General features: G+C 63.2%; 13 protein-coding genes, 1 tRNA gene, 1 pseudogene and 1 other annotated feature. Of the genes and pseudogenes, 5 read left to right on the plus strand and 10 right to left on the minus strand.

Annotated features, from left to right (window positions below; all coding sequences use genetic code 11):
- The 9 genes and pseudogenes from H2040_RS13510 to H2040_RS13550 all read right to left on the minus strand — a co-directional run.
- A pseudogene (locus H2040_RS13510) lies at positions 1-328 on the minus strand (hypothetical protein); the annotation flags it as partial.
- Positions 303-938: a hypothetical protein gene (locus tag H2040_RS13515; protein WP_287158076.1), complete on the minus strand. Its 636-nt coding sequence runs from the start codon at positions 936-938 to the stop codon at positions 303-305. The pseudogene H2040_RS13510 and the gene H2040_RS13515, both read right to left, overlap by 26 nt.
- 82 nt (positions 939-1,020) lie before the next feature.
- Positions 1,021-1,875 (minus strand): universal stress protein, encoded by an 855-nt coding sequence (locus H2040_RS13520; RefSeq protein WP_287158077.1) that lies wholly within the window; start codon positions 1,873-1,875, stop codon positions 1,021-1,023.
- A 9-nt stretch (positions 1,876-1,884) separates the two neighbouring features.
- Positions 1,885-3,369, minus strand: coding sequence for a SulP family inorganic anion transporter (locus H2040_RS13525; RefSeq protein WP_287158079.1), 1,485 nt, complete (start codon positions 3,367-3,369; stop codon positions 1,885-1,887).
- A gap of 73 nt (positions 3,370-3,442) precedes the next feature.
- Positions 3,443-3,498: a sequence feature (sul1 is cis-regulatory element that is thought to sense ions involved in sulfur or methionine metabolism; They are found in Alphaproteobacteria), on the minus strand.
- A 76-nt stretch (positions 3,499-3,574) separates the two neighbouring features.
- Complete coding sequence (locus tag H2040_RS13530; protein WP_287158080.1) at positions 3,575-5,296, minus strand: class I adenylate-forming enzyme family protein; 1,722 nt, start codon at positions 5,294-5,296, stop codon at positions 3,575-3,577.
- An 11-nt stretch (positions 5,297-5,307) separates the two neighbouring features.
- Positions 5,308-6,339 carry a phosphotransferase family protein gene (locus tag H2040_RS13535; RefSeq protein ID WP_287158082.1) on the minus strand — a complete coding sequence of 344 codons (1,032 nt, stop codon included), beginning with the start codon at positions 6,337-6,339 and terminating at the stop codon, positions 5,308-5,310.
- A 1-nt stretch (position 6,340) separates the two neighbouring features.
- The gene (locus H2040_RS13540; RefSeq protein WP_287158083.1) at positions 6,341-6,730 is read right to left on the minus strand and encodes a nuclear transport factor 2 family protein; all 390 of its coding nucleotides are present in this window, start codon (positions 6,728-6,730) and stop codon (positions 6,341-6,343) included.
- Positions 6,731-6,938: 208 nt separating this feature from the next.
- Positions 6,939-7,013 (minus strand) — tRNA-Gly (locus tag H2040_RS13545).
- Positions 7,014-7,147: 134 nt separating this feature from the next.
- Positions 7,148-7,918, minus strand: a complete 771-nt coding sequence (locus H2040_RS13550; protein ID WP_287158085.1) for a DUF6065 family protein — start codon at positions 7,916-7,918, stop codon at positions 7,148-7,150.
- 36 nt (positions 7,919-7,954) lie between these two features.
- Between H2040_RS13550 and H2040_RS13555 the strand changes: the two genes are divergently transcribed.
- The 4 genes from H2040_RS13555 to H2040_RS13570 all read left to right on the plus strand — a co-directional run bounded on the left by H2040_RS13555 (position 7,955) and on the right by H2040_RS13570 (position 10,422).
- Positions 7,955-8,458, plus strand: a complete 504-nt coding sequence (locus H2040_RS13555) for a prolyl-tRNA synthetase associated domain-containing protein (protein ID WP_287158087.1) — start codon at positions 7,955-7,957, stop codon at positions 8,456-8,458.
- Positions 8,459-8,553: 95 nt separating this feature from the next.
- A complete protein-coding gene (trxA, locus tag H2040_RS13560) occupies positions 8,554-9,474 on the plus strand; it encodes a thioredoxin (RefSeq protein WP_287158088.1) in 921 nt (306 codons plus the stop codon).
- 34 nt (positions 9,475-9,508) lie between these two features.
- Complete coding sequence (locus tag H2040_RS13565) at positions 9,509-10,171, plus strand: LON peptidase substrate-binding domain-containing protein (protein WP_287158089.1); 663 nt, start codon at positions 9,509-9,511, stop codon at positions 10,169-10,171.
- A 38-nt stretch (positions 10,172-10,209) separates the two neighbouring features.
- Positions 10,210-10,422, plus strand: a complete 213-nt coding sequence (locus H2040_RS13570) for a Trm112 family protein (RefSeq protein WP_022696875.1) — start codon at positions 10,210-10,212, stop codon at positions 10,420-10,422.
- Here the strand turns inward: H2040_RS13570 and H2040_RS13575 are convergent.
- On the minus strand, positions 10,419-11,675 hold the full coding sequence (locus H2040_RS13575; protein ID WP_287158090.1) for a UbiH/UbiF/VisC/COQ6 family ubiquinone biosynthesis hydroxylase: 1,257 nt from the start codon (positions 11,673-11,675) through the stop codon (positions 10,419-10,421). The genes H2040_RS13570 and H2040_RS13575 overlap by 4 nt on opposite strands.
- Before the next feature lie 128 nt (positions 11,676-11,803).
- Between H2040_RS13575 and H2040_RS13580 the strand changes: the two genes are divergently transcribed.
- On the plus strand, positions 11,804-12,136 hold a 333-nt coding region (locus H2040_RS13580; protein ID WP_287158091.1), incomplete at its 3' end, for a DNA translocase FtsK 4TM domain-containing protein.

Genomic DNA, 12,136 nt, shown 5'->3' on the forward strand with positions numbered 1-12,136 from the left:
ACCAGCCCCAGGCCGGATGCGCCGCCCCGGGCCACGGCCCCGCCAGCTGAAGGCAGCCCCCTGCGGCGACTACGAGCAGCAGCAAGCCCGGGATACGGCCCTGACGCAAAGCGTGCCTCAAACGATCCGGCCGCGCGGTGGCGGCACAAACGGCGCACACCGCGAACAGCGCCGCTGAGAACCATAGCGCCAGCGCCGCGCTGTTCGCTCCATAGGCAAGATGCCCCCCGAACAGGAGCGCCAGTAAAATCAGGCTGATCGATCGCGCGTCGGTGAAATTGCCGCCCGTTCCTGCGCCGCCTTTATTCGAATTCGGGTTCAGGCGCATTCCTGTGTGACCCCGATTTCAGGAAGCCGCTGATCGCCGGGAAATTTCCCGATCCGAACGCCTCCACCAGATGCCGCACAGGGCGCGCGCTGTCGGAGTTTTCGCGCAGGAACGAGAACTCATGCTCCAGCAGCTTTTCGTTCGCCGTGCCTTGCCACCAGTACATCAGCACCGCTTCGAGCGTGTTGAGATAATCGATCATCAGCCAGCGAAGCTGGATCACGTGCTTAGGCGTCAGCCCGGTGATGTGCCCGCCTTCTTCCCCCAGTTCCCCGACGGCGTCGCGGTCATAGAACTCGACGCAGCCGCGCACGTCGTCCAGCAGGGCGACGGGAAGTTGCGGCACATGAAACTTCTCGATGTCCTGAACGATGCGGCTGTTGATGTGACAGGCATTATTGACGAACTGAAGCATCAGGTCCGTCTCGGGTCGCTTGTTGTCGATATAGATTTTCGCCGCGTCGATCGCCGCCTGTTTCTTCAGGCGCTTGTTTTCGGCGACCCAGTTCCGCCGGCTGACTTTCAATTGCTGCGCCGCGATGATGACAGAGGCTGCGGTAATGATTGCCGCCGCGGCCCCAATCATCTCGCTAATATTTCCAAAGTCCATTTCCCCGCCCCGATTGCGTCTTTTCAGACGGCCCCGGGGCGGAGACTAGCATCAAACCTGCATTTGAGAAGCGAAGACAGGTCTAGCGGAACAAGAGCACCGGTATCTTGCAGGATCGCACCATCTCCGCGGTGGTCGAGCCGATGATCAGGTTACGGATGCGGGAATGTCCGTAGGCGCCCATGACCAGCAGATCCGCCCCGCCATCTTCCACGATCTCACCGATCAGTCTTTCCGGCTGGCCGGAGACGATTTCGGTTTCCGCCTCGCGCCCCGAATCCGCAAAGCGGGATTTCGCATCGTCCAGGGCCTTGCGGTTCTCTGCGGATTCCGGCCCCGCCATGAGAAGGCGGATCGCGAGCCCTTCGAACAGCGGGCTGGACGCGACCATTTCCACGGCCTTGCGGCTGCTGGCCCCGCCATCATAAGCAATCAGAATCCGTTTGACCGGCTTGTATTCGCGCGAAGCGACGAAGACCGGCTTCTGGCTGGCGCGGACGATCCGCTCCAGATTGGAGCCGAGATGGCCCTTGGCGAAATCGGCGCCCTCTCCGCGCTTGCCGATCACGATAACGCGGGCATCGGGTTCGAATTTCTCCATCGTCCCCAGCAGGTCGCCAAAGCGCAACTTGACGGCGATATCGTGGACGCCCGCCGCTTCCAGCGCCGCCTCGCCGTCTTCAAGGATCGCCCAGCCGCGCTGTTGCGCCAGCTTGGCGCGCTGCGCGTCCAGCTCGCCCAGTTCGGCCAGCAGGGATGACCGGGCGCCCAGCCCGACGCTGCCGCTGAGATTGGCGGGAGCGCTTTCGGTCTCGCGCCTTCCCAGAATATGAAGGAGATCGACCCCGGCTCCGGTGCGTTCGGCGATCCATGCGGAGTAGTCACAGACGCTCTTGGCATAAAGGGAGCCGTCGATGAGTGCGATAATCCTGCTCATGATAATCCCCTAATGCCCCATCAGCCGGTCGAGCGCGCCGGGTTTGTCATGGATGGCCAGCCGGTCGACAATGGTTTCGCTGGCCTCGTTCAGGCCCACGATATCCACCTCCGCGCCCTCCCGACGGAATTTCAGCACCGCCATGTCGAGCGCCGACACGCTGGAAATATCCCAGATATGGGCGCGGCTGACATCGATGGTCACACGCTCCAGCGCCTCCTTGAAGTCGAAAGACTCCGTGAATTGCGAAGCCGAGGCGAAGAAGACCTGTCCTTCAACCACATAGGTGCGGGAGCGGCCGTCTTGCGACAGGGTCGAGGTGACGCGGAAAATCTGCGCGATCTTCCAGGCGAAGAAGATGCCCGAAAGCAGCACGCCGACCAGAACCCCGATGGCCAGGTTGTGCGTGAACACAACGCAGATAACCGTCGCCAGCATCACCGCAGAGGAGCTGCGCGGATGATGGCGCAGATCCTTGATCGAGGACCAGCTGAACGTGCCGATGGAGACCATGATCATGATGGCGACCAGCGCCGCCATGGGAATCTGTTTCACCCAGTCGCCCAGCACGACGATCAGAAAGATCAGGAAGGCGCCGGCGCAGAACGCCGAAAGCCGCCCGCGGCCGCCGGATTTCACATTGATCATGGACTGGCCAATCATCGCGCAGCCCGCCATGCCGCCGATAAAGCCCGTGGCCGTATTGGCGACGCCCTGGCCGATACATTCCCGGTTCTTGTTGCTGGACGTGTCGGTCAGCTCATCGACGAGGGACGCCGTCATCAATGATTCCAGCAAGCCGACAGCGGCCACCGCCGCCGAATAGGGCAGGATGATGCGCAGGGTTTCCAGGTTCAGCGGAATGTCGGGGATCAGGAAAACCGGCAGCGTGTCCGGCAGCTCGCCCATGTCGCCCACGGTGCGCAGATCCAATCCGAAATACATCGCCACGCCGGTCAGAATGACGATACAGACCAGCGGCGACGGTATCGCCCGGGTCAGGCGCGGAAACAGATAGATGATCGCCAGACCAGCCGCGACCATCACATAGGTCAGCCAGGGCACGCCGATCAGTTCCGGCAGTTGCGCCATGAAGATCAGGATGGCCAGCGCGTTTACAAACCCGGTCATCACCGAGCGCGAGACGAAGCGCATCAGATCGCCCAGCCGCAGCAGTCCCGCGCCGATCTGCAGCAGCCCGGCCAGCACCGTCGCGGCCAGCAGATATTGCAGCCCGTAATCCTTCACCAGCGTCACCATCAGCACCGCCGTGGCGGCGGTGGCGGCGGAGATCATGCCGGGCCGCCCGCCGGTAAAGGCGATGATCACGGCGATGGAGAAAGAGGCATAAAGCCCGATCTTCGGATCGACGCCCGCAATGATCGAAAATGCAATGGCTTCGGGGATCAGCGCCAGCGCGACCACAAGGCCGGACAGCACATCGCGGCGGATATTGCCGAACCATTCGGCCTGGTAGGTCTGGAGATTGAACATGGCGTTTTCATACAGCCACGCCGTCCGCGGACCGGTTTCGGCGATACGCAGCGGGCATGGATGGGTCTTTTAGAGTTGTCCGGCGGATTGGCGGCCGGAATAGCCAGCCGGGGTCTCACCGGCTCCAAGCGGTTGCCGGCTGTCTAGCGCCGGTTATTGTGCAACGCAACAAAGAAGCTGTCAGAGGATGCGGCCCGCCGCGCGATCAGGCCGCCGCATCGCCGCGGCGGCTGATTTCGTCGCGCAGTTCACGCTTCAACACCTTGCCGATGGGATTGCGGGGCAGGGCGTCAAAAAACTCCAGCCGTTCGATCTGCTTATAGACGGCGATCTGCCACTCCGACCGCAGATAGGCGTTCAGTGCGTCCTTGTCCGGCGGGTCGTCCGCCGCCACGACGCAGGCGCAAATCCGCTCGCCCATGACCGGATCCGGGGCGCCGATAATTGCGGCCTCGGTCACGGCCGGATGCGCGTTCAGATACCCCTCCACCTCCTCGCAGGAGATATTCATGCCGCCGCGCACGACGATATCCTTGCAGCGCCCGACAAATCGGAAATATTTGTCGTCCGGTCCATCGATCTCGAACAGGTCTCCGGTTCGGAACCAGCCATTCTTGTCAAAGGCGGCCTCGGTCAGCTCTGGCGCCTCCCAGTAGCCTGAAAAGACGGTCGGACCGCGGGTCAACAGCTCGCCCGGGCGGCCCGGACCGGTGATTTCCTCCCCCGTTTCCGGGTCTACGAGGCGGCACTCCAGCGCCTGCCCGAATATGTGCTTCCAGTTAAACCGCCGATCGCCGAAACGGGGAAAATACACCGCCCGCTCCGCCGGATCGGGAACATCGAGACAGCTCGAGACAAGGCCCGCGCCCTCGTTCGATCCGTAGTTATTATTGAGGTCGACGCCGTAATCGTCCCGCCAGGTGCGGACCATCCATTCGGAGAGCGGGGCGGAGCCTGACCCGAGGCCCGCCAGCCGGCGAAAATCAATGCCGGCCAGTTTTTCGCGCTCATTGAGCAGGCGATTGAGAACCGCGGGCGCGGTCACCGTGTAATCGATTTCCTCATCACGCAGCTGGGACAGGAACAGGTCCAGGTCGAACGGGTGATGGAGAACCATCGCCCCGCCCAGCCGTAACCAGAGCACGATCCCGCTGCCCACGCCGCTCATATTCACCATCGGAAAGGGGACCAGCATCCGCGTTCCCGGCTGCAGCTCCACCGCCGAAATCTGGAATTCGGCGATCAGCCGCCATTCATTGTGATTGCGCGGCACGCCTTTCGGCACCGCTTCGGTCCCCGAAGTCCAGCATATCGTCGCCACGTCATGCGCGGTCATGGCGGCCGATTCCGCCGCCTCGCGGGCCTGGACGATGTCGGCGTCACGGATACGGGCGAACGCGCCGCCAATATCGACCGTGTCGTCATCATCCCCGGCGTCGAACGCCAGCAAGGTTTCGACGGAGGGGCTGACCGCTTTCACGCCGCGCATCAACGCCAGATGGTCCCGGCCCAGAATATTCCGCGCCGTCAGAATGGCCTTGGCGCCTGTTTTCTCCGCGGCGAACCGGGCCTCCTTCTCGCGATGCTGCACCGGAAGCGGGGTGACAATGATCCCCAGCCGCCAGGCGGCCAGATATATCGCGACATATTCGACAATATTGGGCAGCTGGGTGAGCAGGACATCGTTCTTCTTCAGCCCGGCCTTGTTCAGCAGGGCGGCAAAGCGCCATGCCTCATCGCTCACCTCGGCCCAGGTCAGGCGGCGCGGCGCGCCGCTCATCAGTCTTTCGCGATTGGGCGCATCAACCAGGGCTTCCCGGTCCGGGGTCTGCGCGGCCTGCTCGTCAAGCAGGTCTGTAAGACGGACTTCCGTCCACCAACCCGCTTCCTTGTTGCGCCGGATAGCGTCTTCGGAGACGACAATCATTGCGCGCCTTTCTAGATTGTGCCGTCAGCCAGCCAGGCTTCCGCCATGGCCCGGGCGCGGCGACCGATGGGAACGGCGGTTTCACCATAAAGGTGACCGTTATCGGATACGGCCATTCCATTCCGCGCGCGCCAGCCGACCCCGTAATTCACCGCAGCATAACGATAGAGATTGAACAGGATCATGAATTCCAGGTTCGGGAATTCCTCCAGTCCCATATCCTCGCAATACCAGTCGATCACGGTTTCCATGTCCGGCACGCCGGTTATGGCGGGATCATTGTCGCGCAAATGGCCTTGCGGGTTTGGCGGCATGTAATAGGGGACGGTCAGAATGCCGGCATCGGCATAGACATCGCCCAGGGTCGACATTTCCCAGTCCAGAAGCGCCACCACTTTTGGCTCCGTCGGGTGCAGCACGACATTGCCCATGCGCACGTCGCCATGAACCAGACCCGTGCGCGTCTGTTCGGGAACGCGCTCCAGCAGAGCCTCCTGCAGCCAGTCGAGATCCGCGATACCTTCCGGGCAGTATTCCGAGAACAGCTTGCGGTGCAGTTTCAGCTGGCGCGCGACATAGGAATCCGTCTTGCCAAAATCCTCCAGCCCCGCGGCCCGCCAGTCCACCGCGTGCAGCCGGGCGTAAGCCTGAACATAGCTGCGATAGATTGCGGCGCGCTCCTCCGCCGAGAATCCGGGCAGGCGGTTATCATCCTCGATCCGCCCCTCGATGAATTCCATCAGATAGAATTCGCCGCCCAGAACGGCTGCGTCTTCACAATAGTGATAGACTGCCGGAACCGGCGTATCGGTAGGGCCCAGCGCGGCCAGCACGCGATATTCGCGCGCCACGTCATGCGCCCAGCGCGGCGCGCCTTCGGGCCGCATCCGGAGTATGACCGGGCCTGAACCGGTGTCGACGCGAAAGGTCGGATTGGACTGTCCGCCCTTCATCTGTTCGATTTTCTCGATCCGCGACCAGTCCGGGGCGGCGTTGCTCAGATAGCCGGCGAGCCTGTCTCTATCGATTGAAGTTTCGCCCATCTCAGGCGGCCTTCTTGCGGGCCCGGACCAGAACGCCGGTGTCGAACTGTTCCCGCCACTCGGCGATCTTGCCGCCTTCGGTCCGCACCATCGCCATGCACGGGAGCGAGACGCGCTTGCCCTCCCAGCCGCCGGCAGTGCCGGTCATTGAGATCGTGTAGGCGATGACGGCGCGGTCCTCCGCCGAAAAGGCGTCGTCGACAACATAATCCAGATCCGTCCAGTTCTGGCGGATGATCTGGATATGCTCCTTCACGCCGTCCGGCGTGGTGGTTTCTCCGTATGGGTCGATCGTACGGAATGTGTCGGCGAAGGCGGCGAGATAGCCGTCCTCGTCCATCGCCTTCCAGGCATCCAGCAGCGCCGTGGCCGCGGGGTCGATATCGTGCATGACATGCCTCCATCGCGCCCGCGATCTTCCGCCGCCTTGCGCATTCCCTATCGGAGCAAAACGGTATGAAGGGATGGTGGGTATGTCAATGCAAGTCACGTTGACCGCAGTCACTGGATGGGCTTCCCGACGGCCTGGCGAATAGACAACAAAAAACGCCGGCGGCGACCGGCGTCTGGATACGATGTCTGGATATATAAAGGAAAAATGGAGCGGGCGATGAGATTCGAACTCACGACCCCAACCTTGGCAAGGTTGTGCTCTACCCCTGAGCTACGCCCGCTTAAAGCGCTGTCCGGACACGGGGCCCGGACGGGTCGTCAAGAAGGACCGGCATAAAGCGCGTTTGCCGCCCTGTTTCAAGAGGGTTTCTGCATACAGGGTCGCGCCGGCGCGCGCCGGCCGGACCGCCGCCCGCTATTTCCGGGGTTTGGGCGTTTGCAAACGGCGCTTTGTGCGGTGTGATTTCTCGTCGGCCTGCGCCTTCGAGGGCGATTGTCCCTTTATGTAGAAATTCTGCCAGGCCTGCTGCAGGCTCTCGTCGCCCTTGAGCGATTGATTGAATTCGTGGCGGGACCTGGTCCAGGCGTTGAATTCATCGCGCAGCTCCGGATTGTCGTGGATCGACTTCATCTCCGGGGTCACGTCCTCCAGCTTGTTGTGCTCTATCAGGGTCAGGAAGGCGAAGGGTTCGCCCTTTTCGAACACAACCTCTCCCGGGCGGGTCATTTTCCAGTTCATGGTGAACGGGAAGGGCAGCCAGTCCGTCTCCACCAGTCCGGTCAGCGGATAGATGCCGTCCTTGGGCTGGTTCGGCGGGCCGGTGACCCACAGCGCCACGCCCGGCGGCGTGCGGAACAGGTAACCGGGGATGAAAGTGACCACGCCTTCGCCGAAATGCGACTGGGCGAACATGTTCACCGGCACATGCGGGTCATAGCCGTAAACCTTGATGGCTTTTTCGCCCTGCTTGCCGTCCCAAACGATTTTCACTTCCGCCGGGCAGCGCAGCTCCCACCCGGTGGAGTTGGCCATGGAAAGCGGCAGACAGCGATAGGCGAAGCGGTCGCGGGTTTCATCCATCCAGCCGCGGCGGCCGCGGCCCGGGACCATTTCCGTCGTGTACTGACTGACCTGATAGCATTCGAGTTTCAATTCGTCCGCGCTCCCGGCTAGGTTCGGTTTCAAGTTGTCTCTGTCTAACCAAGCCGCTGTAACGCCTCAATGACGCTCTCCGACCGGCAAGCCGCGCTCTACGCCCTGTTCGACCAGCTCTCCATCCCCTGGACGACGCATGAGCATCCGCCCGTTTTCACCGTGGAGGAAGGCGCGGACATCAAGGCGGCGCTGCCGGGCGGCCATACCAAGAATCTGTTCCTGAAGGACAAGGACGGTCAGCTGGTTCTGATTTCCGCGCTGGGAGAGACGCAGATTCCGCTGAAACACCTCCACCGGGAGATCGGAACCAAGCGTCTTTCGTTCGGAAGGCCTGACCTGATGGAGGAAACGCTGGGTGTGACACCCGGATCCGTGACGCTTTTTGCGCTGATCAATGACGCCGAAACGCGCGTCCGGGTCATTCTGGACGAGGGCCTGTTTGATCATGACATCGTGAATTTCCACCCCCTTTCCAATGACGCGACAACGGCGGTCCCCTCAGACCGGCTGGAGGATTTCGTGCGCGCGACGGGACATGTGGCGGAGCGGCTGGATTTTTCCGCGCTATGAGATTTGCAAACCCGGCGCGCTTGCATGGCGTCCTTTCCCGCGCCACCTAGGGGCCTAGATCGAGTTTCAAACGAACCAAGAGGCGATCAAAAGCCATGCAGATCATCGGTCCCGGCGACCCCGCGCCCAGCGAAACCGGCGCTCAAGACGGCCTGATCAAGGATTCTTCCGACCAGGCCTTCATGGCCGATGTGGTGGAGGCGTCGAAAGAGACCCCGGTCATCGTCGATTTCTGGGCGCCTTGGTGCGGCCCGTGCAAGCAGCTGACTCCGGCGCTGGAAAAGGCCGTGGCCGCGGCGGGCGGCAAGGTGAAGCTGGTCAAGATCAATGTGGACGAGAATCCGGGCGTGGCGCAGCAGCTTCGCGTTCAGTCCATTCCAACAATCTACGCCTTTTCAGACGGCCAGCCCGTGGACGGGTTTCAGGGCGCGCTTCCCGAAAGCCAGATCGCCGAATTCATCGAGCGGCTGGGCGGTCAGGGCAAGCAGGCGCAGAATGTCGACGCGCTGGTCGCGCGCGGCAATGAACAGCTGGCCGCGGGCGACGCCGCCGGGGCGGCGCAGGATTTTGCCGCCGCCATCCAGGCCGATCCGGAGCATGCCGGCGCCATGGCCGGGCTTGCCCGCTGTTATCTGGACAATGGCGATCGAGCCAAGGCCGAGGAAATCCTGCAGGCGATTCCGCCCGAGAAACAGAACGACGCGGCCGTGCAGGGCGTCCGCGCGGCGCTTGAACTGCTGGATGAAACGCCGGACGCTGATCTTCAGGCGCTGGCCGACGCAGTTCAGGCCAATCCCGGCGATCACCAGAAACGCTATGATTACGCCGAAGCGCTGGCCGCATCGGGCAAGCTGCAGAGCGCGGCAGACGAGCTGCTGACCATTATCGGGGACGACAAGGACTGGAATGAAGGCGCCGCGCGCCAGCGCCTGCTGAAGATTTTTGAGGCCGCCGGACCGGCCTCCCAGGTGACAAAACAGGGGCGGCGGCGTCTAAGCTCTATACTTTTCGCCTGAGAAGCGAACGGAGAAGCGGTGTGAGGAACAGCGGATGACGGCGGATTTCGGCTATCGCGGGATTGGCGACCTGCCTGACCGGCTTCCGGTTTTTCCTCTCGACGGCGCCATCGTGCTGCCCCGCGCGCAGCTTCCGCTGAATATTTTCGAGCCCCGCTATCTGAACATGGTCGATGACGCGCTGGCCTCGCCCGACCGCATGATCGGCATGGTGCAGCCCGTGGGCAGCGAAAGCGCGGTGCCGGCGCTCGCCGGTATAGGATGCGCCGGACGTATTGTCAGTTTCGCCGAGACCGGAGACGGCCGCTATCTGATAACCCTGCGCGGCATCGCCCGGTTCGAGCTGTCGGGCGAGGTGTCCTGCGACACGCCCTACCGGCAGGCGGAAATTTCCTGGGACGATTTCGAGGGCGACCTCCACCCCGAACAGCTGGACGGGAATTTCGACCGGGAATCCTTCGAAGGCGTGCTGAAGAGCTTTTTCTCCGCCCGCGACCTCGCCGCCGACTGGGATTCCATCAAGAATGCGCCGATCGAACCGATGGTGAACCAGCTTTCCATGGTGTTGCCCTTCGAGACGGCGGAAAAGCAGGCCCTGCTGGAGGCGCGCTCGCTCTCCAACCGGTTGTCAGTGCTGGTGGCTTTGATGCAAATGGCTGCAGCCGAAAGCGATGACGGACCGGGCGGCGTACAGTAATGTGCGCATCGACCGGACATTGAGGGACAAGGGCCGCCATGAGCCAGACGAGCGAAAAGACCAAGCACGAGGTGGACCCCCGTCTGCTGGAAATTCTTGTCTGCCCGGTGACGCGCGGCCCGCTGGTCTATGACCGCGAGGCGCAGGAGCTGGTTTCCCGCAAAGCCCGGCTCGCCTATCCGATCCGCGACGGCGTGCCGGTCATGCTGCCCGAAGAGGCGCGTGAACTGACCGACGCCGAGACCGGCTAGGGCGTCAGCCCCTGCATCAGGCGCGGGCGTTCGCCCGTGTCGCCGCCGGCGTGCCGCGCGAAGAAGCGCCGCGCCGGGCCGATTTTTCCCGTCAGAGCCATCCCCATATCGCGAATTTTGCGAACCGGCCCGATATCGTTGCCGAACAGCCGGTTGAACCCGTCCGTCGCCACAGACAGCGTCACATTGTCGAACTTGCGCCAGCGCTCATAGCGGCGCAGGGGGGTCAGGTCGCCAATATCCAGCCCGGCGCGGCGGGCCTCACCCAGCACATCGGCCAGCGCCGCGGCGTCCCGCAGCCCCATATTGAAACCCTGGCCCGCAATGGGGTGAATGGCGTGCGCGGAATCGCCCACCAGGGCCAGGCGCTCCGCGCAATATTCCTCAGCCACCTGTACGCCCAGCGGATAGGACCAGCGCGGCCCGGCGGGTTTGACCTTTCCCGCGAAATCGCCAAAGCGGCGCTGCATCTCTTCTGTGAATTGAGGTTCGCCTAATGCCATCAAGGCTTTGGCGGCCCGGGGTTTTTCCGTCCAGACAAGGCTGAAACGATCGCCCGTGAGCGGCAGCATGGCGAACGGACCGGCGGGCAGGAAATATTCGTGCGCCACGCCGTCATGGCCGCGCTCGATCTCCGCGGTCGCCACCACGGCGGACTGGTTATAATTCCAGCCATGCGCACGGATGCCGGCGCGCTTGCGCATGAAGGAATTGCGGCCGTCCGCAGCGACGATCAGCGGCGCGCTGATGGTTCCGCCATCGTCCAGCGTGATCACCGCCCCATTGGCGTCCCGCGCCACATCCACAACCTTCGCCGGGGCGCGGGCGGTAATATTGCCGCGCGCCTGCAGCGTTTCGGTCATCGCCCGGCGCAAATGGCGGTTCTCCACCATGTAGCCCAGCGGCTCTCCGCCCTCACCATTGATCTCGGCATGATCAAAGCGCAGGAAAAGCGGAGACGGTCCGCCGGGCCGCAGCCCGTCCGGCGCGCGGCCATCGGTGACAAGGATCTGCTCTATCCGCTGCGCCTCGCCCTCCAGCCGGTCAGCCACGCCCAGCACGGTGAACATCCGCCAGGAGGTATAGGCGATGGCGGATGCGCGGCCGTCGAACGCCTCGTCCCCGCGCACCTCCACGGGGAGCGCGTCGACAATCGCCACGGAAAGGCCCGCCGCCTCCAGCGACAGCGCCGTCGCCAGACCCGCCATGCCGCCGCCCACAATGGCGGCGTCGCATTCAAGCTGTTTCGTCATGGAGGCACCTTAACCGGCGCGCCGCGTCCGCGCATGTGGCGAATGCACGCTTTTAAGCGGCGATTAACCCTTCCGATATGGATTCAGGCGATTATCGCGCTAACCCGTTATCAACCGTAAAGCCCCTGATGGCCGCTATCGACGCATCGCAATCGCCCCACGAAACGCCCGCCGGCTTCCTGCGGGCGCGTCTGCGTGAAATTACCGGTCTTCTGATGTTCGGGCCGGGCGCGTTCTGCGTGATCGCGGCGCTGTTCCATGCGCCCGCCGACCCCAGCTGGAACATCGCCTCCAGCGCGCCGATCCAGAATCCTCTCGGCTGGCCGGGCGCCGTGGCGGCCGACATCCAGCTGCAATGGCTGGGCTGGGCCGGGCCGGCGCTGGCCGCGATGACCGCCGGTTGGGGGGCATTGATCTTTGCCGGCGCGGGGCAAAAGGCCAATCGCTGGACAGTGCTGATG

Source organism: Euryhalocaulis sp. (assembly GCF_013911995.1).
Lineage (GTDB): Bacteria > Pseudomonadota > Alphaproteobacteria > Caulobacterales > Maricaulaceae > Euryhalocaulis > Euryhalocaulis caribicus.

Excerpts from the sequence above, each read along its gene's own strand:
- H2040_RS13525 (WP_287158079.1), bottom strand. The coding sequence starts at position 3,369 with ATGTTCAATCTCCAGACCTACCAGGCCGAATGGTTCGGCAATATCCGC.
- H2040_RS13565 (WP_287158089.1), top strand. The coding sequence starts at position 9,509 with ATGACGGCGGATTTCGGCTATCGCGGGATTGGCGACCTGCCTGACCGG.
- H2040_RS13575 (WP_287158090.1), bottom strand. The coding sequence starts at position 11,675 with ATGACGAAACAGCTTGAATGCGACGCCGCCATTGTGGGCGGCGGCATG.
- H2040_RS13540 (WP_287158083.1), bottom strand. The coding sequence starts at position 6,730 with ATGCACGATATCGACCCCGCGGCCACGGCGCTGCTGGATGCCTGGAAG.
- H2040_RS13555 (WP_287158087.1), top strand. The coding sequence starts at position 7,955 with ATGACGCTCTCCGACCGGCAAGCCGCGCTCTACGCCCTGTTCGACCAG.
- trxA (WP_287158088.1), top strand. The coding sequence starts at position 8,554 with ATGCAGATCATCGGTCCCGGCGACCCCGCGCCCAGCGAAACCGGCGCT.
- H2040_RS13570 (WP_022696875.1), top strand. The coding sequence starts at position 10,210 with ATGAGCCAGACGAGCGAAAAGACCAAGCACGAGGTGGACCCCCGTCTG.
- H2040_RS13520 (WP_287158077.1), bottom strand. The coding sequence starts at position 1,875 with ATGAGCAGGATTATCGCACTCATCGACGGCTCCCTTTATGCCAAGAGC.
- H2040_RS13530 (WP_287158080.1), bottom strand. The coding sequence starts at position 5,296 with ATGATTGTCGTCTCCGAAGACGCTATCCGGCGCAACAAGGAAGCGGGT.
- H2040_RS13535 (WP_287158082.1), bottom strand. The coding sequence starts at position 6,339 with ATGGGCGAAACTTCAATCGATAGAGACAGGCTCGCCGGCTATCTGAGC.
- H2040_RS13515 (WP_287158076.1), bottom strand. The coding sequence starts at position 938 with ATGGACTTTGGAAATATTAGCGAGATGATTGGGGCCGCGGCGGCAATC.